The organism is Anoxybacillus andreesenii (assembly GCF_030813005.1).
Lineage (GTDB): Bacteria > Bacillota > Bacilli > Bacillales > Cytobacillaceae > Robertmurraya > Robertmurraya andreesenii.
Window position 1 is genome coordinate 187,609 of sequence record NZ_JAUSTU010000005.1, and the last position, 25,418, is coordinate 213,026.

Sequence of the window (25,418 nt, forward strand, 5' to 3'; positions counted from 1 at the left end):
TACAATGTTGTTATGTATATTCTAGTAATCGTTAATATAGGAGTCAACCAAAAAGCATCTATCCATTACATTCGTTTCTTCTCTCTTTCCTTTTCCTTTTCTCCCTTATACTTTTTCCATCCGACATAGGATAATGTAACGATGATGATACTGCCAGTTGTAATGATCACCCACCAAAGGGAAGGATCTGCTTCATCCTCAGAGGTTTGATCGAATAAATCCCTTAGATCCTGCTCCAATGCCTCTAATTCGATTTGGCTCGTCTGATCAGATAGAATCTGTGGTCGATATTCATCGATAAATTGAATGCGCGCATCAATTTTTTGTACCGTTTGAACTGGGGCATTTAGCTTCATACTCGGATAGATCATCTCATAAAGGGATAAGAAAGAATTTAATTGGGAGTGGAAGCTTTCATTTTCACCCTTTAATGCTGCCTCCTTCACCTCTGCAAAAACAGACATGATCGGTCCTTCCATCCCTGTCCAAAGGGGCTGATTGGAGGAGGTGATCGCATCGATCGCTAAGCGGAATTTAGTTACCCGATTGATTCGTTCCTCATGATTCATCGTCCCATTGCTCATCGCCTCGACTGCCTCGTTATGAGCAAGAGTAACAATCCGTGTTTCATCTATTGAGAAGCTGTGATTTTCCATTGTATAAAGCAAGAACTGATCTGAAAAATATTCTAGGAGCTTTTTTGCTTCCTCATAGCGCGAGGATTTCACCAACTGAAGAGCCTCATCAGATATTTGATCAAGCTTTTCGATCGAGGATGTATGATGAGTAGCAAGTGTCGTTACTGGTGTAATAACAAGCATAATCATTAAAAAAATAGCTGCTTTCCATTTCAATTTCGGTCCCCCCTCACATTACAATCTGCACTTTCACAATGGTTCGTCTATTTTCAACACGTAACCATCCATGCAAAAATAGCCCTTTCTACTAAATCGTATGAGAGGGTGGACAAGGTTAGACCAACAATATGAACGGTCTCTATTTAATGGAGAGAGTAAATCTTTGTTTTCGTAAAACGAAGTAATAGGCAATCCCTAATGATGCTACACTTAACCAGAACGTGAAATAACCAATTTGCGGCATATAATCATTAAGCATATGATAGGTCGGCATCATAAAGAAAACATAATCAATGATGTCATTATGTAAAGTCCAAACCCCCGCAACCACCAAATGCCAGAGCTTAAAACGGTAAAAAGGAGCGTACAGTACTCCCTCTATTGCCATCGCACCGTGAGAAATCATGAGCATCAACCCGATTGGGTCCAGCTCTCCAGAAACGATAAAGACGAGCAAATTCATGACAACAGCCCAAATCCCATATTTAAATAGGGTAACAATGGCTAGAGCTTCAAAGAGTGGAAAGTTCTTTCCTAAAATAAATGCGCCTAACACAAATAAAAAAAACAAACTAGCCGTTGGACTATCGGGAACAAAGGCTAAAAATATATCGGGTGTCCTTGACAGCTGGTCTCTGTACCAATAATAGCCATAGGCAGTTCCCAAGAAATTGACGATAAGTAGCAGCCAAAGGACCGAACGATTGCCTAAGATTGAATAGATCCACTTCAAATCCAACACCTCCATTCTTCAATGTAGATTAAAAAAGCTGACGAATTTCCGTCAGCTTTCGTAAAAGTTATTTAGATGATAAACCAGCGATGAATTCAGAAAGTGCTTTCAGCTCTTCATCGGTCCCTTTGAAGATTCCAGGAGGCATTGCACCTTTACCATTCTTAGCAATATCAGCTACTTCTTCAGCAGTTAGACCTGTATCGATAAGAGCTGGATTTTGTCCGCTTCCCGCAAGGTCACCGCCATGGCAGCTCGTACAAGTATAGGCTTCGAGTGCCTTATAGCCATCTGATTCTTTATCAATTTCTACATCCGCAACAATGGCTCCTTGTGCCTTTGCAGCTTCCCAGTCGTGATTAACGACAGATTCCCAAGTTAAATAGGTAATAGAAGCTAAAGCAAGAAGCATGAAACCAGTTGCTAAAGGACGCTTCGATGGACGTCTCTCAGGTCCACGATCAATAAATGGAGCAAGAAGTAATGCACCGAAAGCTAACCCTGGAATAACCAATGCTCCGATAACCCCATATGGTCCTGAAGCATAAGTATATTTTAATAATTGATACAAGAATAAGAAATACCAGTCTGGCATCGGAATATAAGCTGTATCACTCGGATCCGCGATTTTTTCCAGCGGTGGCTGATGAACAGCCGTTAAACATAAGAATCCTACAAGGAAAACAGCACCAATGAGCCATTCCTTCAGAAGAAAGTTTGGCCAGAAAGCTTCTGTTTTTCCTGGATATTCCGAATAGTCCTTCGGAATATTAGGCATACGACCTGAAGCAGGGACACGTGAATCTCCCACAAACTTCATACCTTTTCCACGATGCATGGAGCAATTCCCCTCCTTTTAAAAATTCACAATATTGAGTTCGAAAAAATTTTACAACGGACCTGAAATACCTTGTTTGCGAATCATTAAGAAGTGGGCAGCCATTAGTCCAAACAATGCGGCAGGTAAGAAGAATACATGAATCGCAAAGAAGCGAGTGATTGTTTTTGCACCTACAATATCAGAATGTCCGGCAATTAGTATTTTTAAGTATTCACCTATAAATGGGACAGAATCAATAATGTTAAGTGTTACTTTTGTCGCAAATAACGCTTTCATATCCCAAGGCAATAAATAACCTGTTAACCCAAGTGCTAGCATGACAAAGAAAATGAGAACCCCAACGATCCAGTTAAGCTCACGTGGTTTCTTATATGCTCCTTGGAAGAAAACACGTAACGTATGTAAGAACATCATTACGATAACTAAACTCGCACCCCAGTGGTGCATACCCCGAACAATTTGTCCGAAAGCAACTTCATTTTGTAAGTAATAAATGGATTCCCAAGCATTTTTGATATCCGGAACATAGTACATCGTTAAGAACATACCGGATAAAATTTGAATAACTGTTACAAAGAACGTTAGACCACCAAAACAGTAAACAAACGCTGAAAAGTGATGTGCAGGGTTTACATGTTCAGGAACTTCATGGTCTGCAATATCCCGCCACAAAGGCGTAATATCCAAACGCTCATCTACCCAATCATAAATCTTGTTTAACAATGATTACGCCTCCTTTCGCGGTGCTGCTTTACCTAAAGCCAAATATCCATCAACTTCTTTGTATGGATATACATCAAGCGGAGCTGATGGTGGTGTACCAGGTACGTTCGTACCATCCTTTGTGTACAATCCATTATGACATGGACAGAAGAAATGTTCTGGATTTGCCTTGTCCGTATTCCAGTCTACGGTACAGCCTAAATGCTTACAAACTGGAGATAATGCGACAATCTCTCCCTTGTCATCTTTATATACCCATGCCGTATTCGTTACCTCAGCAGTGTACCAAGCATCCTGCTGTTCAAAAGAAAAGTCTACTCGTACAGGTTCATTTGTAATATCCGAAATTTTCTTATCAGTGACAATAAAGTCACCCGCCGGATTATGCTTCAACACAGGGTCAACCGCAAAACGAACCATTGGCATTAACATCCCTGCAGCCATGAATCCACCAACACCAGTAAGTGTATAGTTTAGGAATTGACGTCTTGTTACGCGCTGTTTGCTCATACCTTTCCCCCCTCTATTATGAAATTGTAGTCCAACGGACATCATTCAACACAATATAAAACTAGGACATAACCATGATATATCAATCTATACCTTTGGTCAATATAATAAATCACTTAAACCGTGGCAACTGTGTGACTAAATTCACTGCGAGTCACGGTCTTGCCACTTTTTAATAAAGAGACTGATCATTTGCTTCACTTGGTCTTCTAAAATAGAATTGAGATAATTTTTATCCATATGTTCTAGCGGTAAGAAAGGAAGCCAAATCAATGAGCCATCAAGCTTATCTTCTCTCGCTTTCCAGTCGCTGTCAGACGTGACAAAAAAGACATGCTTGAATCCCTGTTTGACAATTTCCGCTCCCCAATGATTCACAGTTTCTAACAGTTTTTCCTCTGACTCAGTCTTTATGTATGAAAAGCCAGGAAGCATCAGAAGCCTTCCCTTAAATTGTCTTTCCAGCTGTCCTGATAATAAAGTAATGAACTCCGTCATCGATGCTGTTTGTTTAATATCATCTGCAAAAGAAACAGGAAGTAATGGCAGTACCACTGTATCCACATATTCTTTTGCACCTAAATACACTTCAATATCTTTTGCAACCCATTTCATCTAATCACCCCTCATGTCAAATCCTATACTATCATACCATTTTGCACAGGGTGAACATAGCGCAAAATAAAAAGCCTGCTTTTTTAGCAAGCTCCATAAGATTATGTTTTCCCAAGCTTCTTTAATTGCTTGGTTAATTGATTAAAAGCAGCTTTATCCTGTTTATCGAGTGCTTCATCGATCAATCGAAGCAGCTTCTCTCTTTGGAAATTCTTGATGCTTGAAGATAGAAAATTTTCAGCAATCAACCGGTCTTTTTCGCTAATGTGAAGGCTTTTCGGCATGAATGGGTTTTCCTCAAGAACTGCCGCATACTGATGAGCCTTATTTGAGGCATAAAAATTTAATTGGATAAAAATTTCTTCATCTCGATTTAGTCGTATATCGTGAAAGGACTTCTCCGCATCGGTTGTCATCACATTTTCCTTATAGAAACGAAACGGAACTTCATCCACACAATGAGTCGACATGACTAGACCACGTGGACAATATTGGGCCTGCTCGACGAAATGAACCTTTTCCATAAGCTGATCATGGCTCATCAAATAATTGAGGATCCACACGCACTCGCGCCTCTTCAATTGGTAATGATTTAAAAACCAGCGAATAAAATCTTTTTTCTCGTTGACAGATACAGGGGTCTTCATCGCTATGCCCTCCTCTGCATACAAGTTTTTAGTATTTAAGTCTCTGCAAAAGCTCTTCGTACTCCGTATTTGTAGAATCCTGTTTGAGAAGCTTATTAAATACTTCGGCAGCCTCTTCCCTTTTTCCTTCCTCAAGCAGAAAGTATCCATAATCAGATAGAAAATCAGTATCATTCTTTAGAGAATTATATGCAAGTTGATATTTGTTTAATGCATGCGAATATTTTTCCAAATGCTGTAGAGCGACAGCCTCATCCCATAATAAATGGGGTTCCTCTATTCCATTTGCAGCAAAAATCTCAATAATTTCAATGACATCCTCATATCTTTCCTGATGCAGCAATAATTTATTAATCGTTAATCCAGCCTCAATAAATTCCGGATCCAGGGCAAGTGCTTGTCTTAACAGCTTCTCTGCAGACTCCTCTTGGTGGAGCTTTAATGCCAGCTTCCCACCATAAAAATAAAGTTCCTTATTATATTCATCAAAACGCAAACCTTCCTGAATTACAGAAAAGCCTTTGTCAAGCTCTTCTTCCCGTTCATATGCCTTTGCTAAGTAGAGGTAGAGTGAATGATATTCAGGATCCAATTCCTTCAGCTCTGTAAATTTCTCAATGGCCGTCTTATTCATTCCTGCTTGGAAGGCAGTGAAGCCATACTGAAACAGAGTATTGATTTCGAGACTATCATTTAATGCCTGTTCGTAATGCGGCAAGGCTTCCTCAAATGCACCACCAGCGCTTAATGCATCACCCAATCTTTGATGGATATTGACTCCAGCAAGAACTTCTGCGGTAGCTAATACATTCTCATAGGACCTAATGGCTTCGATAAATCGCCCCTGCTCCAAATATAATTCCCCCAAGGCAAAATCAATGATTACCTCATCGGGAAGGGTAGCTTTGGCTTTCAATAATTTCTGTTCACTGACCTCAAACAGTCCCTCCATTAAATATAGATCCGCTTGCAATAACAGACTTTGTGGATAAGTCGGGTCATCTTCCCTTATTTTGCTTAATAGTTCGAGAGCCTCATCTTCCTCACCCTGCTCCACAAAAATTTCGGCAAGGGAAACAAGAATCTCCCCTTCCTTGGGATATGCTTCAAGCAATCTTTCAAAAAGCTTCTTCGCTTCTTCGAGAAAGCCATATTGAAACAATTCCTCAGCGAGAATGAATCGTTCATCATTGGTGCCATCTGCAAGAATTTGTGTATAGCCTTGGAACGCCTCTTCATGCTGACCATTCTCTAATAATGTGATGATATTATTTATTTTGTCCATTCTTTATTCCTTTCCCTATCTATTCGTACCTATCATTATAATAGAAAAAGGGGAAGCTTCATAATATAAGGGTTTCATTCCATGTAAAAAAATGAGGGTTTGTCAACAATCACATGCTCACCAAAGCCAGGACGGAAGAAAACATTAGCACCCGCTTTTATGACCTTACCTCGATGAACAGCTACCACCAATCTTTCCAAATATTCTTGAAAGAGCTTGCTTTCTTCTATTTCCATCATATCATCAGCTTTCAAATAGAAATTATAACTGACCTCCCCACCCTGATGAATGCCTAACCTCTTTGGATATATTCCCATTTTACTTAGATTCGTTCGGGAAATTGGCTCTTTAGCCTTCAGTTCATGCTCGATAGAAGGGATTTTCTCCATATTCATGATGCTTGTCCACCTCATTTGAGCACTTTTTCTCTGTCTCTCCCGTTCATCTAAGAAAATTGGGATGAGCGGGCTATTGTAGGGGAACATCGCCTCTCTAATCCATCCCCAAGGGATAAGATCTAGCCTACTTTTTGAATCGATTTCGACAAATATTGCTGGAATTTTCTCCTTCTTACATTTTCTTATAAAATTTGGGGTTAATAATGAGGGAGAGATTCTGACGCCAATTGTAAAATCAATGGGACTGTTAAGAAGATTTCTCTTGATTTGCTGCAAGGATTTTTTTAATAAATGCTCTTTTTCAATAGTTGTGTTGGTAAGAAACATCGTACATCCTCTAACGATGAACGTATCAATAAAAAACTGCTTCATATTCGGAAAGGAAGTATCAACTGGGATTTCTGGACAATAGATAATATGGGAAGGGGTCATTACATAGCTCTCTGCATTCAATCTCATATAGGAGAATTTCTTGAAGGAGGGCCTTATTGAATGTATTCTCTCATCCTTAATCAAGAGAGAGAGCTGTTTCAGTCCAGACTCCTTCAATACATTGGCATTCTCGATGATATACGCCATCAAACCACCCTTTTCAAACGGTCTTATGACAAGCTATGCTGGAGCAAAAATAAATATGCAAAAAAAACATGCTGCAGATGACTACAGCATGGAAGAGTTTACGATAATAGGTTTTCTAAATGAGAGAAAAAGTTGGGATAGGATACGGAAATGGCACCGGCATCCACAAGGTTGACTTCTTTTTCACAAATCAATGCCGCAATCGCTAGCATCATACCGATACGATGATCTCCATAGCTATCTACAATTCCACCGGACAAATTAGTTCGCCCATGAATGATCATTCCATCATTAGTGGCTTCAATCCTTGCTCCCAGCTTCGCAAGCTCGTGAACAACGGTATCAATGCGGTTGGTCTCCTTTACCTTGAGCTCCTCGGCATCCTTGATGACTGTAACTCCCTCAGCTTGTGTCGCCAGCAGTGCGATGACAGGAATTTCATCAATTAGTCTTGGAATCAAGTCTCCACCAATGGTCATTCCCTTTAGAGATGAGGTTTTAATCCTCATATCCCCAACGGGTTCAAAGGCGGCAAGATCCTCATTGAAAATCTCTAGATCGGCCCCCATCTCTTTCATTACATCAATGATTCCTGTTCTAGACGGATTCAGTCCTACATTTCTCAAGATGATCTCGCTATTTGGAACGATCGCTCCGGCAACGAGGAAGAAGGCCGCAGAGGAAATATCACCAGGAACATGCACATCAGCAGCTTTCAATTGTTGTCCACCCTGAACAGAGACGGATAGCCCATCAACCTCTACAGCACCGCCAAAATGCTGAATCATTCTTTCTGTGTGGTCTCTTGTCTTTGCCGTTTCTATGACCTTCGTTGTGCCTCCCGCTTGAAGTCCAGCAAGCAAAATAGCCGATTTAACCTGTGCACTGGCTACAGGCACTTGATATTCAATCCCTTTAAGACTGCCTCCCCGAATCGAGATCGGAGTATATTCTCCACCACTTCGCCCATCAATACCGGCTCCTAGAGCTTTAAGAGGCTTAGTCACTCTCGTCATCGGTCTTTTGGCAATGGAGTCGTCCCCGATCAGCGTAGAAAAAAATGGTCGACCTGCCAATATACCCATCATGAGACGAATTGTTGTTCCTGAATTTCCGACGTCAAGAATTTCACTTGGTTCTTGAAGGCCTTCAAATCCAGTGCCATGGATTGTCACTTTTTCATGATCCTGTATGATTTCGACACCAAGCTTTTGAAAGCAAGAAATCGTACTCAGACAGTCATCGCCTGTCAGGAAATTCGTGATGGTTGTTGTTCCTTCTGCAATGGCACCGAACATAATCGAGCGATGGGAAATGGACTTATCACCAGGAATATGAATTTCTCCAGTAAGTCTATTAACATGAACGGTTAATGATGTAGTATTCATGACATCACCTCCTTATAACCCTATCGAAGTTTCAAAATTGGTAAATCTCTTTATACAGCTTTCCGCTTTTTCCCGATCCTCTTCTGTTTGAAAGCTAATGACTAGAGCCCCGTAAATTCCTTCACGTGTTTCACGAATCCTAATATTGGTTAAGCTTATGTTTTCCTGGGCCAAGTATCCTGTGATCTCGGAAACTACACCAGGATAATCGGGAATATCCACAAATAAATCGTAGAATGCTGGAATAGCACCTTTCTCCTTGATTGGCATTTCATCACGGAATTTCTTCGCTTGATAGAAATATTGATAGAGTGCCTCCTCATTCTCTTCAATCAGCATTTGCGAGATACTCTCCATCTCTTCCTTCCATTCATTTAAAAGCGTTAATAGGACATTCTTATTATGTAAGGAGATATCTCTCCACATCGTCGGGTTGCTTGAGGCGATTCGAGTAATATCCCGGAATCCCCCTGCAGCAAGCCTCGTGACAAGATTTTGAGTTTGGCTCGTTTTTTCAGCCTGGTGAACGAGGGATGCCGCAATCACATGTGGGAAATGGCTGATGACCCCCGTCAAATAATCATGCTCACTAGGCAAAACCTTCAAAAACTTCGCCTTTGTCCCCTTGAGCCAAAGTTGAAGAGTTTCCACTGCTTCTTGCTTTGTATCTGGCTCAGGGGTTAATAAATAGAAGGCATTTTCGAATAATATCGGCTTTGCCGCAGTCACTCCACTTTTATGAGAACCTGCCATTGGATGACCACCGATAAACGTATACCCCTTCTCCTTCAGGCAGGCTGCTTTCTTCACGATTTCTGTTTTCGTGCTCCCTGCATCGGTAATAATGACCTTTTCTTTTAACGGGAGGTCACAGAGAAGCTCGATCAGCCGTTCCACTTCCTTTACAGGAGTTGCAATCACAATTAAATCAGCATGTACAGCTCCACTTTCAATGCTATCTGCGATTTCATCAACGACACCAAGCATTTTTCCAAGTTTACATTGCTTTTCATTGAGATCATAGCCAACCAATGTCGCTTCTGGGTGTTCTTTCTTGATACATAGAGCCAATGAACCCCCGATGAGTCCAAGCCCAATGACAAATACATGACCTTTCAAGGGATCACCTGCTTTCTTGATAGGAACTAATGATTCGAAAGGGCTGCTTTGTTCTTTCGCTCATTGACAAATTGCTCAATCACTTGTTGCACTCCAATGTTCTGCTCCTTCGAGCCTATCGTAATGCGGACTGAGGTCGGGAAGCCAAGCCCACTGCCTGACCGTACAATATATCCTCTTTCTAGTAAATATTGAAAGACTTCATTTCCGTCCACTTTGAAATCGATCAGAATAAAATTCGTTTGTGACTTCATGTAGGATAATTGGTGCTTATCACAAAATTGATAAAACTGCTCTAAGCCTTCGCGGTTTCTTTGCCTACACTCTACTACATATTCCTGATCTAGAAGAGCAGAAATAGCAGCTATTTGCGCAAAAGTGCTCGTATTAAAGGGCTGTCTTACCGGCTCAAGCGTACGGATAACCTTCTCATTGCTAATTCCATAGCCAATACGCTGGCTGGCCAAGCCATAGATTTTGGAAAATGTTCTTAGAACGATGAGATTCTCGTATTGTTTTACGAGATCAATGGACTGATGGTAATCCTCGGCCACGACATATTCATAATAGGCCTCATCAAGAACAACAAGCGTTTCCTTTGGTACTCTTTCTAGGAAACTAATTAAATCTTTTTCGGGAATATATGTACCTGTTGGATTATTCGGGCTACATAGCCAAACAATATTCGTTTTGTCATCAATTGCAGCTAACATGCCCTCAAGATCATGCTCCCCACTTACAAGCGGGACCTCTCTTACCTCTGCTCCTTCAATAATGGCATTATGCTTATATTGGGAAAAGGTTGGAGAAGCCATGACGGTATTATAGCCAGAACGCAATAGGGCACGTGAAATTATTTGGATGTTTTCATCAGAACCATTTCCAAAAATCAATTGATTTAGCTCGACGCCAAGAAATTCAGATAGACTCGTGCGAATGTCTGTCGCATAGCCGTCAGGATATAACGCTAGAGAAGATTCGTAATCTCGAATGGCATTAAGCGCTTTTTGTGAGCAGCCAAAAGGGTTTTCGTTAGAAGCAAGTTTGACAATATGATCCAAGCCATACTGTCTTTTGACTTCATCTATCGATTTTCCAGGCTGATAAGGAGCTAGTTCCAGAATTTCTTCTTTCCATCTCATCGGTTTCACCACTTTTTATCAAAATTTTTGTTGACATTGAAATTACGCATTTAAATCAGGTCTTAAAATGACGGCCCGCTCCAAATAAACATGATTTATCTCGGTTTGTTTCTTATCTGTATTCAAATGGACCATGACCCGAATGCATTTCTCTAATGAGCCAGTCACCGGAATCTCTCTCATGCACATTACAGGGACATGGGTCCATCCTTCAAGTAATCTCAAGGCCTTTGCTGGGAAAACAGCATCAATTTCTACCGTGGTAGAAATGAACACAGAAGCTACATCCTCTGGGACGATATCATTCCTTGCAATGAGTTCTCGCATTAATCTTTCTGTCGCTGCGACGATTTCAGCTTCTAAATTGTTTTCAATCGTGATTGCTCCCCTTACCCCTCTTAGCATCTCATCTCACCTCTTCTTTATATGCACTTATTTGCTGTAGTAAGAAATCATCTGATATTTTCTTTAAAACTGGTGAGCCAACACGATCTAATAAAACAAATTGAATCTCTCCACCTACCGATTTCTTATCCTGCTTCATCCTGGCAACCAGACGGTTTGGATCTAACTCGTTAGGGATTTCTATCCTATACCCAAGCTTCGTTAGCCAGCTTTCAAATGGTTCCATATTAAAGGAAAGATCAAGGATTTCTTTGCTCAATCGAAGGGCAAACAGCATTCCGATCATCACTGCTTCTCCGTGGGTGATTTGTCCATAGCCCGCTTCCCCTTCAATCGCATGGCCCAGTGTATGGCCAAAGTTCAAATAGGAGCGAACCCCCACTTCCTTTTCATCCTCAGAAACGATGGCACCCTTGATTCGGATTCCTATTTCCAACATGTACCCTAACTGTTCTGTCGTTAAATGATGTAAATCCGTTATATTTTCAAGCAACCAGTCAAAAAACTTCTGATCATGGATAAGCCCGTGCTTAATCACTTCTGCAAATCCTGAGCGTCTCTCATTTTGGGGGAGAGTGGATAAAAAGCTTAGATCATAGAACACAGCCTCAGGCTGATAGAAAGCACCAATCATATTTTTTCCAAGTGGGTGATTAATTGCGACCTTTCCTCCAACTGCGCTATCATGGGCCAATATCGTCGTGGGAAGCTGGATAAATGGAATTCCGCGCATGAAAGTAGCAGCTACGAATCCGCTTAAATCCCCAACCGCCCCACCACCAAAAGAGAGGATGAGGGATTTTCGATCGAGCTTTTGCTCCAAACAGTACGTGAGACATTTATGATAGACCTCAAAGGTCTTGGCACTTTCCCCATTTGGAACGATAAAATGTGTGCGATTAAAATTAGAGAGGATACCCATCAACAAAGATAGGTATCTCTCTCCGACATTTTGATCCGTCATGATAAGAATCGTTGTAACAGAAGGGAATCGCTCCTTAATAAACGCTGGTAATTCCTCTATTACACCCGAACCAACAAACACAGGATAATCCTTGGAGGAGGTGTGGATGATTATTTCTTCCATTAGAAATCCCTCGCATATTCACGTTGTTTCTCCACTGTTTCGATTAGGGTATCAAGGCGATCGGAATAAAATTGCTCGACGATCGCAGCGGCGATTTCCCATGCAACTACATTCTCCGCTACGACAGCGGCGGCGGGAACTGCACAGCTATCCGATCTCTCGATACTCGCCGTGAATGGCTCTTTCGTTTCAATATCAACGCTTTGAAGGGGCTTATAAAGGGTTGGAATCGGCTTCATCACGCCACGAATCACAATTGGCATCCCTGTCGTCATTCCACCTTCAAAGCCACCTAGGCGATTAGAATCTCGGGTATATCCCTTCTCTTCACTCCAGGAAATTTCATCGTGAACCTCACTACCAGGTTTCCTCGCAGCCTCAAAACCAATGCCAAATTCCACACCCTTGAAGGCATTGATACTGACAATCGCAGCAGCAAGCTTGGCATCTAGCTTCCGATCATAATGAACATATGAGCCCACTCCTGAAGGCATTCCTTCCACAATTACTTCCACGATTCCACCGATTGAATCCCCGTTTTCCTTTGCTTCATCTATCGCTTTCATCATTTCTTTTTCAGCTTGCGGGTCTAAGCACCGCACAGGTGAATTTTCCGTAATTTCCTTTAATGAGTTTATTGATTCATAATTTTGGACCTTGCTTCTAATCCCACCAATTTCTACAACATGGGAGGCTACCTCTATTCCAAGTGTTGACAAAAGCTTCTTCGCTACGGCACCAGCTGCCACTCTAACCGTCGTTTCACGAGCCGAAGAACGCTCCAAAACATTGCGCAGATCACGATGTCCGTACTTTATGCCTCCATTTAAGTCAGCATGACCTGGACGGGGACGAGTAATTTGTCGTTTTACTTCTTCCCCTTCAGTAAGCTCCAACGGTTCTTGCCCCATAATTTTTGTCCAATGCTTCCAATCATCATTCTGGACGACAAGGGCGACCGGTGATCCTAGGGTATAGCCATGTCTGACCCCACTAGCAATTTGGACCGTGTCCTTCTCAATCTGCATTCTTCTTCCACGCCCATGCCCTTTTTGACGTCGCTCTAACTCTTTATTAACATCCTCCGCTAAAAGGGGCATACCCGCTGGCAAACCTTCAATAATCGTTGTTAATTGCGGTCCATGTGACTCTCCCGCTGTTAAATATCTCATTTTTCTTTCCTCCTTCAACTCATTAAAGGATTATGTACCAATATAACATACCGACAAAAATAAAAATAGCAAAAAATTTTAAATAATGATTTTTTTCGGTGCCAAATTATGATTCTTCTATTATATCTCAAAAACAAAAAAAGAGCCTTATTGGCTCCCTATTTCTTCCTATAAAAAAAAGTATCCTCCGTCTCAAAATCGTATAATCCCGGATTAAAAATCTGTTCTGTGCTTCCTACAAAAAAGATTCCATCCGGCCTTAGCGCCGCACTGAACTTTTTGTAGAGAATGTCCTTTGCATCCTCTGTAAAATAAATCAAAACATTGCGGCAAACGATTAAGTCATAGGGCCCACCAAAGGGATCCGCTAAAAGATTTTGCTTCTTAAAGGTCACCGTCCTCTTAATTTCATCAGCAATCTTAAAAAAGCTTCCATCCTTTGTGAAGTACTTCCTTTTCATGTCATCAGGTACCTCATTTAAAGATCTTTCTGGATAGAGGCCAACTTTTGCTCTAGCAATGACATTTTCATCTAAATCTGTCGCCAATATTTGAACTTGAGAAAGGGGCATAAATTTAGACATAATCATGGCAAGAGTATAGGGCTCTTCACCTGTTGAGCAGGCAGCACTCCATATTTTTGGACGACTATTTCTTTCTAATATTTTTGGTAAGAGCTTTTTCTCAAGCACTTCCCATCTTTTCCCGTTCCGATAAAATTCGGAAACATTAATGGTCATTCGATCAAGGAATTCCTCTAATAGCTTCCTATCCTGACTAATCGCTATGAAGTAATCTTGAAAAGAACGGTATCCCCTTTTTTCATAAAGCGATGTGAGCCGTCTTTTCATCTGCGCTTCCTTGTATAAAGAAAGATCAATTCCCGTCTTTTTCTTAATATTTGCAATAAATTGTTCGTAATCCTGTGCCATTTCTCTTCTCCCTATAAGTTCTGCATAAACATTTGCTCACCATAAGTATAGCGGAAAACGATAAAAATAGAGTGGATTTCACAAAAAATTAGAAAAGCGCCTGTAGCATTGTACAAGCGCTTTCTTTCCTGATAATGGCCCATTAAACTTTAGTGTCGCTTCTTATTCCTCCTTATATGTATGGGTTTACTAAGCTGCTCGTGCCGAGCAAAACCCGTTCACGCCATACACATAAGGCTGGAATCAACACTGAATAGTCTAAATTAATAAATCCACTCAGCGATTAATTTTGAGTAAGACACTAGCTCTTCTTCCTTGAAGAAAAGACCGATTTCTCGCTCTGCACTTTCAGGTGAGTCAGAGCCATGAATGATATTCTTTCCAACAGTTGCAGCAAAGTCTCCGCGGATCGTACCTGGTAGTGAATCCTTTGGATTTGTTGCGCCCATCATTGTACGTGCTGTAGCAATCACATTCTCGCCTTCCCAAACCATAGCAAATACAGGACCAGATGTGATAAATTCAACCAATTCGCCAAAGAATGGACGTTCCTTATGCTCACCATAATGCTTTTCTGCAAGCTCTTGTGGAATGCTCATAAGCTTTGCGCCAACCAACTGAAATCCTTTTTTCTCAAAACGGGAAACAATTTCACCGATTAAATTGCGCTGAACACCATCAGGCTTAACCATTAAAAAAGTCTTTTCCATAAACTCCACTCCTAAAATTCGTATGTATAGTGGGACTAGAAAAATTCAGAGTCCACGAAAAATATTACCATTTTTTTCGAATATTAGCAACAGAGCTTATGGAAACGCTCTAATTCTTTCGTTTTCCGATATAACGAGCAATGTCTCTGAGTGTCTTTTTCGACCGATTATTTGGAAGCTCCTCCAAAATAGTGAGGGCTTTTTGCAAATAACGATCGCTGATTTGAAAAGCCTTATCAATAGCTCCGGACTGTTTAACGAGGTCAGTGATTCTTGCGATTTCTACCTGGCTCATTTGTTCATGAACAGTGACAATTTCGGAACGCAATCTCTCATCCTCCATTGCGTATAGGACGGGAAGGGTAATATTTCCTTGCAGCAGATCTCCCCCGGCCGGCTTTCCCAATTCCTCTTCCGTACCGGTGAAATCTAATATATCGTCAATGATTTGATAGCTCATCCCCACATAATAACCGAATCGATAAAGCTTCCTATGTACTTGTTCGTCAACCCCAGCAGCGATCGCCCCTAATTGACAGCTTGTAGCGATCAAAAGCGCAGTCTTCCTTTTGATCCGCAACAAATAATCGCGAAGGCTCTGTTCAAAACGATACTTGTCCTTAATTTGCTCGATCTCACCAATGCAGAGTTCTACAATGGTCTTTGACAAAATCTGATGGGCCAGAGGATTCTTAATATGTGACATCAACTCCAGCGATTTGGCAAAAATAAAATCGCCAGAATACATGGCAAAACGGTTGTCCCACTTATTCTTAATCGTCGGTCTTCCACGTCTGATATCCGCATCATCAATCACATCATCATGAACGAGTGACGCCATGTGAATGAGCTCTAAAGCGACCGCCACATCCTTAATGACCCGGATGTCATAATCACCAAATTTGCCCGAAAGCAAAACAAAAACGGGGCGAATTCGTTTACCACCTGCCTGCAGCAAATGCAAAGAAGCTTGCTGCAACAAAGGTGATTCACCCTGCACCGTCTCTTCTAAGGTCTCTTCAATTAAATTTAAATCCGCATTCAAAAATGAGTACACCATCTTTAGCTTCATGGAACTTCACCAGCTTCGTACAAATAAATTAAAACCACTTTGGTTTGTTTTCTTTGAGAAAAAAGCCTTACTCTTTATAACCAATATGAACTGCCGCGGCTCCACCACTGTATGGTTTATAGGTTACCCGCTTGAATCCTGCTGTTTCAAACAGCTTGACAAGTTCTCTCATTCCCGGAAAATCTCTTGCCGACTCGTGAAGCCAAGCATATTCATTATAGCTTTTGGCAAAGAGCTTTCCAAACAAGGGCATAATAAAGCGAAAATAAAAAAAGAACAGCTGCCGGTAGCCAAACAAAGTAGGTTGAGAGGTCTCCAAGCAAACACCGATTCCACCAGGCTTCAAAACACGATTCATCTCTTTTAAAACCTGGAGATAATCAGGAACGTTTCTTAGACCAAAGCCGATGGTGACATAATCAAAGGTATGATCAGGAAAAGGAAGCTCCATGGCATTCCCATGGATTAATTGAACCTGCTCTAAGTTCATGCTCTTTACCTTTTCTTCTCCGACCTTTAGCATATTCTTGCTGAAATCGAGACCAACTACTTCTCCTGTTTTCCCAACTTTTTCGGCCATGGCAATCGTCCAATCAGCCGTTCCACAACAAACGTCAAGCGCCTTAGTCCCGGGCTGGACATTCATCCGCTTCATCGTGTCTTCTCGCCATCTTTTATGCTGTTGGAAGCTTATGACAGAATTCATCTTATCATAGTTTTCAGAAATTTTTTCAAATACGCCATGAACGCGTTGTTCTTTAGACTGAACCATAATAATTACCCTTCTTCCACAAGCGATTTAGCCATTGGTTGATGTTGATTTAGTAAATAATCAATTTTCCCATCGATAGCCTTATTTAAGAGCGGGAGTTTAGACTTTACTTTTAATAATTGTTCTTTTGAAAAATGAATATACTTATCGCAAATATGAATCAAATAGTTCTGTTGCTCCAGAGAAAGATTTTTGATGGACCCTTCATGCTTTGGAAAAACCAATTTCTTTAAAGCCTCAAAGACAACAGACGATTGTGAGCGAAGAAATAATTCCTTTTCCTTATATAAACGCTTAATTAAAAGGAAATCAGAAAATAGCTCACCCCATGCCATTGCATGTAAATGTTTCGAGATCTCCTTAAATAATGTGGCCTCGATATTTTCGATACTTTCCATTAATTTCTCAATTCCATTCATTTCCTGCTGATAGACAATGATTTTATGGTCATTAATCGTTTCAATTGCTTCTGCAAGCAGGCGAATGACTTCAATATCCTGATAATCTGCAAGAATCTTGTAATACAGCCCACTATAATAAGTACCAGCTAATACGGTCAACTGTCTCTCCTTCATGTTCTGCTTTCCCGTCATATCATTTGTTACCTTTTCATGGGTATCCAATGCAATCTGAAGAAGCATGGTAGGAATCGCATAATGCTCTATTTTTTCCAAAGGCAGATTCAGATAATCTAAGAAGGCAACAAGCAAAAAAAGCTTGTCTTCATCTATAGGTGGTGCTTCTATATTTTGGGTTAAGAAGGGATGACTAATCTTTCCTTCCAATCGTTCTCGCAAATATTCTAACTTTTTTTGAAGGTCATGCATGTAATCACCCTTGTATCCCCAAGATTCAATTCAGTATGTAAGTTCCCGTTACCGTTAACGAAACGAACGCTTCGACAATTATAACATAAAAGCTCCTTGTCGTGGTTAATTAGATAAATTTATCAATAATTCTGTATTTTGTATTGCCTTACTTTTCCCGAGAGTCACTTTCCATTTCACCGTAGGCAGTCATAATCCTAGCATGACCTCTTACCTTTATGGCAGAGGTATGTTCAGTAAACTGTGCAATCATGACTTCACCCTTGTCAAGCTTTTCCGAATGATGAAAACGAGTATCGGTTCCTCTTGTTAGGCCAATCACATTTACCCCGTCTTCAATGGCTTTGATCAAGACGTATTCTCCTGTCGGCTTGTTTTCCATTCGAATCCTTCTCCTCCATTTGTCATTATTCTATTCAAACGACGATGAAATCTTCCGCACCACTTTATTCCACAAGTTCCTCATTTCCACACAATTCTTTAAAATGCATTATTGCTTAATGAGAGTTAGAATTTCAGCTCTTGCCTGGCTGTCCTCGGCCAATGTACCTCTGACTGCCGTTGTAACCGTTTTTGACCCAGGCTTTTTCACACCGCGCATTGTCATGCACATATGCTCAGCTTCCACCACAATCATGACACCATAAGGCTCAAGCTTGTTCATCATCGCATCTGCAATGGTTGATGTGATTCTTTCTTGAAGCTGAGGCCTTTTCGCTACAGCCTCAACAGCTCTAGCTAGCTTACTTAATCCGGTGACCCTTCCATTTCTAGGGATGTATGCGACATGGGCTTTCCCGTAAAACGGAACAAGATGGTGTTCACACATCGAGTAGAACGGAATATCCTTCACCAAGACCAGCTCTTCATGCTCCTCGCTAAAGATTGTTTCGAAGTACTCTCCCGGATCCTGATGCATCCCTTCAAAAACTTCCTCATACATCTTCGCCACCCGTTTTGGGGTATCAAGGACTCCCTCACGATTTGGGTCATCACCAATTGCTTCTAATATTAAACGTACCGCATCTTCAATTTGGGCACGATTGACCTTTGACATTCTGATATCCTCCTTAACCATACATGCTCTCTCCCAATATAACTCATTCATAATATGAAAATAAGTATAACAACAACATCTTAGCATAACTCTATGCTCTGGCAAAATAGATGAACTTAATAAAAAAATAAAAAAGGCCCACATGTATAAATGCGAGCCTTTTTCAACACTATAAGCTTAAAGTACTTTTATGTAATTATTTTACTGCATCTTTAAGCGCCTTGCCTGGTTTGAAAGCTGGTACCTTGCTTGCAGAGATTTCAATCTCTTCACCAGTTTGAGGGTTACGACCTTTACGAGCTGCACGCTCACGTACCTCAAAGTTTCCGAAACCGATAAGTTGTACTTTATCACCATTTTTTAAAGCATTTAGAATTGAATCAAAAACTGCATCAACAGCTTTAGTTGCATCCTTTTTTGAAAGCTCACTCATTTCAGCAACAGCATTTACTAGTTCTGTCTTGTTCATGCTTTTCACCTCCTCCCAAAAAAAATGAACTGATTCTGTAAAACTTAAGTTCTTATCATTCATTTGTAAACAAATTTACCGAATTCTATACGTAAGATCGAGAAAAAACCTTTATTTATCAAGCTTCAAGTCACTTACGACAGTAATTCTGTTAAAAGATTATCACAATCAATTCCTGTTATCAAGAAAATTTAGCGAATTAATGGTAATCTTTTCTTTTTTGATATAAATTTGTCGAAAAATCATGAAAAGAAGCAGTAAATTGTCGGTTTGGAAAATGAGCCTAAATAAAAGAAAGACCCCAAACGGAGTCTTCTTTTTTACAGTATAATGGCAATTAGGCCGCCAGAGCCTTCATTGATAATTCTTTCGAGCGTTTCTTTTAGTTTGTAGCGGGCATTCTCTGGCATTAATGACAGCTTAGCTTGGATCCCTTCTCGAACAATGGAGCTTAAGCTGCGACCAAAGATGTCCGAATTCCAGATAGATAAAGGATCATCCTCAAAGTCTTGCATGAGGTAGCGAACTAATTCTTCACTTTGCTTCTCTGTTCCAATAATTGGTGCGAACTCGGATTCCACATCGACCTTGATCATATGGATCGATGGAGCTACCGCCTTCAATCTCACCCCAAACCGCGCCCCTTGTCGAATAATCTCCGGTTCATCCAAGCTCATATCAGCGAGGGTAGGTGCAGCGATTCCATAGCCTGTTTGCTTCACCATCTTCAAGGCTTCAGAGATCTGGTCATACTCCCGCTTCGCATGGGCAAAATCCTGCATGAGTTCAAGGAGGTGATCCCTGCCCCGAATCTCAACCCCAACAATTTCTTTCAAAATATCGTCATATAGCTCATCTGGTGCATATAGGTCAATTTCTGCCACACCTTGCCCCATTTCAATGCCAGCCAAGCTTGCATTATCAATGAATTCATAATCACTGAATTGATGGACCACACGATCGACATCGCGAAGCCTCTTAATGTCCTTCACTGTCTCCTTCACAGCTTCCTGATAGCTCTCCCTTAGCCAATGGTCCTCCTTCAAGACCATCACCCAGCTAGGGAGGTTCACATTGACCTCAAGGACAGGGAATTCGTACAGCGCTTCACGCATAACATTTAAGACATCTCCCTCACGCATGCTTTCGATACTCATGGCAAGGACAGGAATATCATATTTCTCAGCTAGCTCTGCGCGAAGCGCTTCTGTATTCGGATGATGTGGCTGGACACTATTAATCACCATGATGAATGGCTTTCCAACCTCTTTTAATTCTTCAATTACTCTTTCTTCCGCTTCAAGATAATCTACTCTCGGGATTTCTCCAATCGTTCCATCCGTTGTCACAACGACACCGATTGTTGAATGCTCCTGAATGACCTTTCTTGTTCCGATTTCCGCTGCCTCATGAAACGGAATAGGCTCTTCATACCAAGGAGTGCTAATCATCCGTGGACCGTTCTCATCCTCATAGCCCTTCGCACCTGGTACCGTGTAGCCGACGCAATCTACTAAGCGAATATTGACATCAAGCCCCTCGCTGACATGGATGGACGCTGCTTGATTTGGGACAAATTTGGGCTCAGTTGTCATAATGGTTCGCCCTGCAGCACTTTGAGGCAGTTCATCTTGGGTACGAGCCCGTTCAGCTTCATTATTCATATTCGGTAGAACGACAAGTTCCATAAATTTTTTTATGAAAGTGGATTTTCCTGTGCGAACTGCTCCAACTACTCCTAAATATATATCGCCGCCCGTTCTCTCGGCAATATCCTTAAAAATATCTACCTTTTCCAAGTGATCCCCTCCTGAAATCATGAGTAAGTGGGATAATATATATCCTTGATTTTCTGCGAATACTAGACAATATATATTTATGACGTTGTCCTACAACGTTATGACAGTTTTGATAATTTTTTGACCTCCTTATCCAAAAGTCTTTCAATTTTTTTATTTTCTTGCTCTTAATTTCCCATCTTTAAGTATAGAAAAAAACAATAACCCTTCTCCTACAATATATTCCGTAGAAAAAGGGTTATGACTCCTTGAAAAAGAAATAAACTTATTCACTTTTTGAAAGAAAGATCGGTTCATTTGTCTTAGCATCAATGGTGTAAGGCAAAGAGTATGCAGGGACGAACGGGGAATCCTTATGAAGAATATCCCTTATATCATCACCAGCCTTCACATCTGGTGTTTCCTTCTGAAGAATTTGATACAGATCCTTCAAATAATCCACATAAACCTCCCCATCGCCAGTAATGACAAATGGTAGCTCCTGTTTGGTGAATGGGCTTGTAACAGTCGGGTCTTCCTTATAGCCCAGCTTCTCAAAATCTAGTGAAAACACGTGATCAGCCAATTGTTCCTTATAGGGAGGGAACTTCTGCATCTTAATTCTTAGCTTGATATCGCGAATGGTTTCTGCAATCCTGAGGTCAAATATTTTGACAGTTGGGTTATTTTCAACATTAACAAGCACGTACTGAAAGATTCCGCCAGACTCGAAGGCATTGCCTGGTGGCTCAGCCATGTAAGCAGGAATTAGTTTTTTAAAATCTATTAAATACTTTTGATAAATAGGTGTGTCATTTTCCTTTGTTTTGATCGGCAAAATTCCACCATTGTCCTTTTGGAACTGCTCCACTGCAGCTTGAACACTTTGTATCTGATCCTGATAAGGGATCTGATTTTGCGCCAATCTGTCCTGAGGATATGCGCAGCCTGCTAAAAAGACGGGCATAATCAATAAAAAAAGAAAGATTTGCAGCCCTTTACTCATATGTATCAATCCTTCTATTCTATATATTTAACATTAATCTGCCGTCGGACCACCCATTACAACCAAAAAGATAATGATCCCACTAATAATGAGTAACGAATAAGCGATGAAGGCAGAGATAAACTTAATAATCCTATTCTTTAGTTTGTAGCGGCTTAAATAGATCAAGATAATAGATACAAACATAAATCCCATCGACGAGATGGAAATCCACATTTTTACCATTGCTGGTGACATTTTTTCAACTCCTTTGAAAGACCGGTTCATTACTTTTCCGAATGTATTATATCACATTCGAAAATGGATAAGATCATTCCATTGAATAATAAAAAAGGGCCAAGGTAAAGGAGGGGGCTTCTCTTTACCTTAGCCACACACGACTAAATACACCAAACACCCTGTTCATTTCACCAGTTTGCTTCGCTCCCATTGTATGCATGGCTAAAACAAACCGCATCCTCGAAAGCCTATATTTATCAAAAATTTATTGGTATGTAGAGGGCTTTGACTATTCAATAGAATCCGTCGATAGGACGTTTGCTAAATCCTCCATCTCATGGGTCTTCACACGGGACATTAATGAATCGACCTCATCCTTCGGGTTCGCATCCTTAAAAAGCACATTATAAAGGGCCTGTGTAATCGGCATTTTCACCTGGTATCTCTCAGCAAGCTGATGAGCCGCCTTCGTTGTTCTTACCCCCTCAACAACCATGCCCATACTATCCAACACCTCTTGGAGCCTATATCCCTTTCCAAGCATGTTTCCTGCCCGCCAATTTCGCGAATGGACACTCGTACAAGTGACAATTAAATCACCAATTCCTGTTAGTCCAGAGAAGGTTAGCGGACTAGCACCCATCTTTGTTCCAAGTCGAGCAATTTCAGCCAAGCCTCTAGTCATCAAGGCCGCCTTTGCATTATCACCGTAACCGAGACCATCTGTTATTCCAGCAGCCAGGGCAATGATATTTTTCAGGGCACCGCCGATTTCAACGCCGATGACATCATTGTTCGTGTATACACGAAAATATGAATTGATAAACAAATCTTGAATTCTTTCAGCTGCTTCGATATTTTTGGAAGAAACGGTAACAGTCGTGATATTACGGCGGCTCACCTCTTCGGCATGGCTGGGCCCGGAAAGAACGACGACATTCCTAAGGAGGTTGTCTGGCATTTCCTCCTCGATCATTTCGGATATTCTTAATAGGGTATCCGGTTCTATCCCTTTACTCACATGGACAATGGTTAATGGTTCCTTTTGAAATTCCTTGATTTTCCCTAGAACTTCCCTTATTGCTTTCGTTGGAACAGCAATAACAATTGTCTCAATATTCGTCAATGCATCCTCCAATGACTTGAAGCCGATAATTCCCTTGGGCAAGCTAATTCCCGGTAAATACTTTTCATTTGTATGATATTCATTAATATCATCAATTTGCTTCGGGTTGTGACCCCAGAGCCTTACCTCATGTCCATTATCTGCAAGCACCATTGCCAGTGCCGTTCCCCAGCTTCCAGCTCCAACTACTGTGATTTTCTCTATTCTTCCTTCCACAAAATCACACCCTTTTTTACTTTCTTTCTCGCACAAAGATTTTAATCGGAGTTCCTTCAAAGCCAAATGCATCCCTAATTCTATTTGCCAAAAATCTTTGATAGGAAAAATGCATGAGTTCTGGATCATTCACAAAAACGACAAATGTCGGTGGAGCCACAGAAACTTGAGTTGTATAATAAATCTTCAACCGTTTCCCTTTATCCGTAGGTGTTGGGTTCATCGCAACCGCATCCATGATCACATCATTCAACACGCTCGTCTCTACACGCTTCACATGATTTTCACTTGCCATATCAATCATCGGGATTAACGTATGAATCCTTTTCTTCGTTAATGCTGATAGGAAAACGATGGGGGCATAATCAAGATACTGAAAATGGTCCCTGATGTTCTGTTCAAATTCTTTCATCGTCTTTTCATCTTTCTCAACCGCATCCCATTTATTCACAACAATCACAACTGCTCGTCCTGCCTCGTGAGCATATCCAGCTATTTTTTTGTCCTGCTCAATAATGCCCTCTTCTCCATCAAGGACAACTAACACCACGTCAGAACGCTCAATCGCCCTTAAAGCCCGCAAAACGCTATATTTTTCCGTACTTTCATAGACCTTACCTTTTTTCCTCATTCCCGCCGTGTCGATGATCACATACTTTTGACCATTGACCGTTACCAACGAGTCAATGGCGTCACGAGTCGTACCAGCAATATTGCTCACGATCACCCGGTCTTCGCCAAGGATGGCATTCACAAGGGAGGATTTCCCGACATTCGGCCTTCCAATCAGTGAAAATTTGATCGTATCGGGGTCATATTGCTCGCCTGTATCCTTCGGAAAGTGCTTTGCGGCCTCATCAAGCAGATCACCTAAACCAAGCCCATGAGCTCCCGAGATCGGAAATGGCTCGCCAAATCCGAGGGCATAAAAGTCGTAAATTTGCTCCCTCATGTCAGGATTATCAATCTTATTAACGGCAAGGACGACAGGTTTTTTCGCCTTATACAAAATTTTGGCGACCTCTTCATCAGCAGCGGTCACTCCTTCTCGACCATTGGTTAAAAAGATGATGACATCTGCTTCTTCAATAGCAATTTCTGCTTGCTGGCGAATTTGCTCTAAAAAGGGCTCGTCCCCAATATCTATCCCGCCTGTATCGATAATATTAAAATCATGATTTAGCCACTCGGCACTGCTATATATCCGATCTCTTGTTACTCCTGGAATATCTTCTACAATTGAAATTCGTTCTCCAACAATACGGTTAAAAATCGTTGATTTCCCCACATTTGGACGTCCAACAATGGCTACTACTGGTTTCACCATGAACATCACCCTTTCTATCTAATAGAACTTTTATCCTTTTTGACTCATCAAAAAATTTCTGGTATCGCTAACCAATCGAACTTAGAAAAGAAACCCTTCCATCATAGAAGGGTCTAACTTCATTATCTTATCAGAGAGAATTCTTCCTCGCAATGAAAAGGTTGGAATGAATGGGAAGATGTCTCCTGACCTTACAAGCTTTTGGATGGGGAACACACTTTTAATGCTTCACAATAATGTAAATTTCCTCACTCAAGGCGTGAGCAATCCCATCTAATATGGCTTCCAAATTCGTTGTAATCGTGTCCATCTCTTCCTTCGTGTCACAATGAAATACAGCTACACCACTGGGAACTTTTTTCGGATTAGTCGTAACAGCAGCTAAAATAAACTTTTCGATATCCAT

The 25,418-nt window shown here is 41.0% G+C and carries 29 protein-coding genes; all 29 read right to left on the reverse strand.

The genetic code is table 11. The features are described 5' to 3' along the window. Positions 1–65: 65 nt before the first annotated feature. The 29 genes from ypjB to J2S07_RS07525 all read right to left on the reverse strand — a co-directional run bounded on the left by ypjB (position 66) and on the right by J2S07_RS07525 (position 25,418). Positions 66–854, reverse strand: a complete 789-nt coding sequence (gene ypjB, locus J2S07_RS07385; RefSeq protein ID WP_307149775.1) for a sporulation protein YpjB — start codon at positions 852–854, stop codon at positions 66–68. 142 nt (positions 855–996) lie between these two features. Then, positions 997–1,590: a lipoprotein heptaprenylglyceryl N-acetyltransferase LhaT gene (lhaT, locus tag J2S07_RS07390; RefSeq protein ID WP_307149776.1), complete on the reverse strand. Its 594-nt coding sequence runs from the start codon at positions 1,588–1,590 to the stop codon at positions 997–999. Between the two features lie 67 nt (positions 1,591–1,657). Continuing rightward, on the reverse strand, positions 1,658–2,428 hold the full coding sequence (locus J2S07_RS07395) for a menaquinol-cytochrome c reductase cytochrome b/c subunit (protein ID WP_307149777.1): 771 nt from the start codon (positions 2,426–2,428) through the stop codon (positions 1,658–1,660). Between the two features lie 51 nt (positions 2,429–2,479). Beyond that, the gene (qcrB, locus tag J2S07_RS07400) at positions 2,480–3,154 is read right to left on the reverse strand and encodes a menaquinol-cytochrome c reductase cytochrome b subunit (protein ID WP_307149778.1); all 675 of its coding nucleotides are present in this window, start codon (positions 3,152–3,154) and stop codon (positions 2,480–2,482) included. Between the two features lie 3 nt (positions 3,155–3,157). Beyond that, positions 3,158–3,664: a QcrA and Rieske domain-containing protein gene (locus J2S07_RS07405; RefSeq protein ID WP_307149779.1), complete on the reverse strand. Its 507-nt coding sequence runs from the start codon at positions 3,662–3,664 to the stop codon at positions 3,158–3,160. A gap of 144 nt (positions 3,665–3,808) precedes the next feature. Then, a complete protein-coding gene (locus J2S07_RS07410; protein ID WP_307149780.1) occupies positions 3,809–4,279 on the reverse strand; it encodes a YpiF family protein in 471 nt (156 codons plus the stop codon). A 101-nt stretch (positions 4,280–4,380) separates the two neighbouring features. Beyond that, positions 4,381–4,926 carry a ReoY family proteolytic degradation factor gene (locus J2S07_RS07415; RefSeq protein WP_307149781.1) on the reverse strand — a complete coding sequence of 182 codons (546 nt, stop codon included), beginning with the start codon at positions 4,924–4,926 and terminating at the stop codon, positions 4,381–4,383. A 28-nt stretch (positions 4,927–4,954) separates the two neighbouring features. Then, positions 4,955–6,211 carry a tetratricopeptide repeat protein gene (locus J2S07_RS07420; RefSeq protein WP_307149782.1) on the reverse strand — a complete coding sequence of 419 codons (1,257 nt, stop codon included), beginning with the start codon at positions 6,209–6,211 and terminating at the stop codon, positions 4,955–4,957. Between the two features lie 74 nt (positions 6,212–6,285). Then, a complete protein-coding gene (locus J2S07_RS07425; RefSeq protein WP_307149783.1) occupies positions 6,286–7,188 on the reverse strand; it encodes a hypothetical protein in 903 nt (300 codons plus the stop codon). 98 nt (positions 7,189–7,286) lie between these two features. Continuing rightward, positions 7,287–8,576 (reverse strand): 3-phosphoshikimate 1-carboxyvinyltransferase, encoded by a 1,290-nt coding sequence (aroA, locus tag J2S07_RS07430; RefSeq protein ID WP_307149784.1) that lies wholly within the window; start codon positions 8,574–8,576, stop codon positions 7,287–7,289. Between the two features lie 12 nt (positions 8,577–8,588). Then, complete coding sequence (locus J2S07_RS07435) at positions 8,589–9,695, reverse strand: prephenate dehydrogenase (RefSeq protein WP_307149785.1); 1,107 nt, start codon at positions 9,693–9,695, stop codon at positions 8,589–8,591. A 26-nt stretch (positions 9,696–9,721) separates the two neighbouring features. Further along, a complete protein-coding gene (gene hisC, locus J2S07_RS07440) occupies positions 9,722–10,837 on the reverse strand; it encodes a histidinol-phosphate transaminase (RefSeq protein WP_307149786.1) in 1,116 nt (371 codons plus the stop codon). Between the two features lie 42 nt (positions 10,838–10,879). Continuing rightward, positions 10,880–11,242, reverse strand: a complete 363-nt coding sequence (gene aroH, locus J2S07_RS07445) for a chorismate mutase (protein ID WP_307149787.1) — start codon at positions 11,240–11,242, stop codon at positions 10,880–10,882. Between the two features lies 1 nt (position 11,243). Further along, positions 11,244–12,329 carry a 3-dehydroquinate synthase gene (aroB, locus tag J2S07_RS07450; RefSeq protein WP_307149788.1) on the reverse strand — a complete coding sequence of 362 codons (1,086 nt, stop codon included), beginning with the start codon at positions 12,327–12,329 and terminating at the stop codon, positions 11,244–11,246. Further along, positions 12,329–13,501 carry a chorismate synthase gene (gene aroC, locus J2S07_RS07455; RefSeq protein WP_307149789.1) on the reverse strand — a complete coding sequence of 391 codons (1,173 nt, stop codon included), beginning with the start codon at positions 13,499–13,501 and terminating at the stop codon, positions 12,329–12,331. Before aroC ends, aroB begins: the two co-directional genes overlap by 1 nt. A 158-nt stretch (positions 13,502–13,659) precedes the next feature. After that, a complete protein-coding gene (locus J2S07_RS07460; protein ID WP_307149790.1) occupies positions 13,660–14,433 on the reverse strand; it encodes a CheR family methyltransferase in 774 nt (257 codons plus the stop codon). A gap of 263 nt (positions 14,434–14,696) precedes the next feature. Beyond that, the gene (gene ndk, locus J2S07_RS07465; RefSeq protein ID WP_307149791.1) at positions 14,697–15,143 is read right to left on the reverse strand and encodes a nucleoside-diphosphate kinase; all 447 of its coding nucleotides are present in this window, start codon (positions 15,141–15,143) and stop codon (positions 14,697–14,699) included. A gap of 109 nt (positions 15,144–15,252) precedes the next feature. Further along, on the reverse strand, positions 15,253–16,215 hold the full coding sequence (hepT, locus tag J2S07_RS07470; protein ID WP_307149792.1) for a heptaprenyl diphosphate synthase component II: 963 nt from the start codon (positions 16,213–16,215) through the stop codon (positions 15,253–15,255). A 67-nt stretch (positions 16,216–16,282) separates the two neighbouring features. Continuing rightward, complete coding sequence (locus J2S07_RS07475; protein ID WP_307149793.1) at positions 16,283–16,987, reverse strand: demethylmenaquinone methyltransferase; 705 nt, start codon at positions 16,985–16,987, stop codon at positions 16,283–16,285. Positions 16,988–16,992: 5 nt separating this feature from the next. Then, the gene (locus J2S07_RS07480) at positions 16,993–17,814 is read right to left on the reverse strand and encodes a heptaprenyl diphosphate synthase component 1 (protein WP_307149794.1); all 822 of its coding nucleotides are present in this window, start codon (positions 17,812–17,814) and stop codon (positions 16,993–16,995) included. 148 nt (positions 17,815–17,962) lie between these two features. Beyond that, entirely contained in the window at positions 17,963–18,196 is a 234-nt protein-coding gene (mtrB, locus tag J2S07_RS07485) for a trp RNA-binding attenuation protein MtrB (RefSeq protein ID WP_307149795.1), read from the reverse strand. A gap of 108 nt (positions 18,197–18,304) precedes the next feature. After that, positions 18,305–18,871 carry a GTP cyclohydrolase I FolE gene (gene folE, locus J2S07_RS07490; RefSeq protein WP_307149796.1) on the reverse strand — a complete coding sequence of 189 codons (567 nt, stop codon included), beginning with the start codon at positions 18,869–18,871 and terminating at the stop codon, positions 18,305–18,307. Between the two features lie 196 nt (positions 18,872–19,067). Beyond that, the gene (gene hbs, locus J2S07_RS07495) at positions 19,068–19,340 is read right to left on the reverse strand and encodes a non-specific DNA-binding protein Hbs (RefSeq protein ID WP_307149797.1); all 273 of its coding nucleotides are present in this window, start codon (positions 19,338–19,340) and stop codon (positions 19,068–19,070) included. 320 nt (positions 19,341–19,660) lie between these two features. Continuing rightward, positions 19,661–21,139 (reverse strand): stage IV sporulation protein A, encoded by a 1,479-nt coding sequence (gene spoIVA, locus J2S07_RS07500; RefSeq protein ID WP_307149798.1) that lies wholly within the window; start codon positions 21,137–21,139, stop codon positions 19,661–19,663. Between the two features lie 265 nt (positions 21,140–21,404). Then, entirely contained in the window at positions 21,405–22,124 is a 720-nt protein-coding gene (locus tag J2S07_RS07505; protein ID WP_307149799.1) for a YphF family lipoprotein, read from the reverse strand. A gap of 33 nt (positions 22,125–22,157) precedes the next feature. Next, positions 22,158–22,361 (reverse strand): DUF2768 domain-containing protein, encoded by a 204-nt coding sequence (locus J2S07_RS07510; RefSeq protein ID WP_307149800.1) that lies wholly within the window; start codon positions 22,359–22,361, stop codon positions 22,158–22,160. A 271-nt stretch (positions 22,362–22,632) separates the two neighbouring features. After that, positions 22,633–23,685 (reverse strand): NAD(P)H-dependent glycerol-3-phosphate dehydrogenase, encoded by a 1,053-nt coding sequence (locus tag J2S07_RS07515; RefSeq protein WP_307149801.1) that lies wholly within the window; start codon positions 23,683–23,685, stop codon positions 22,633–22,635. Positions 23,686–23,701: 16 nt separating this feature from the next. Further along, positions 23,702–25,012 (reverse strand): ribosome biogenesis GTPase Der, encoded by a 1,311-nt coding sequence (gene der / locus J2S07_RS07520; protein ID WP_307149802.1) that lies wholly within the window; start codon positions 25,010–25,012, stop codon positions 23,702–23,704. A 220-nt stretch (positions 25,013–25,232) separates the two neighbouring features. After that, complete coding sequence (locus J2S07_RS07525; protein ID WP_307149803.1) at positions 25,233–25,418, reverse strand: capping complex subunit for YIEGIA; 186 nt, start codon at positions 25,416–25,418, stop codon at positions 25,233–25,235.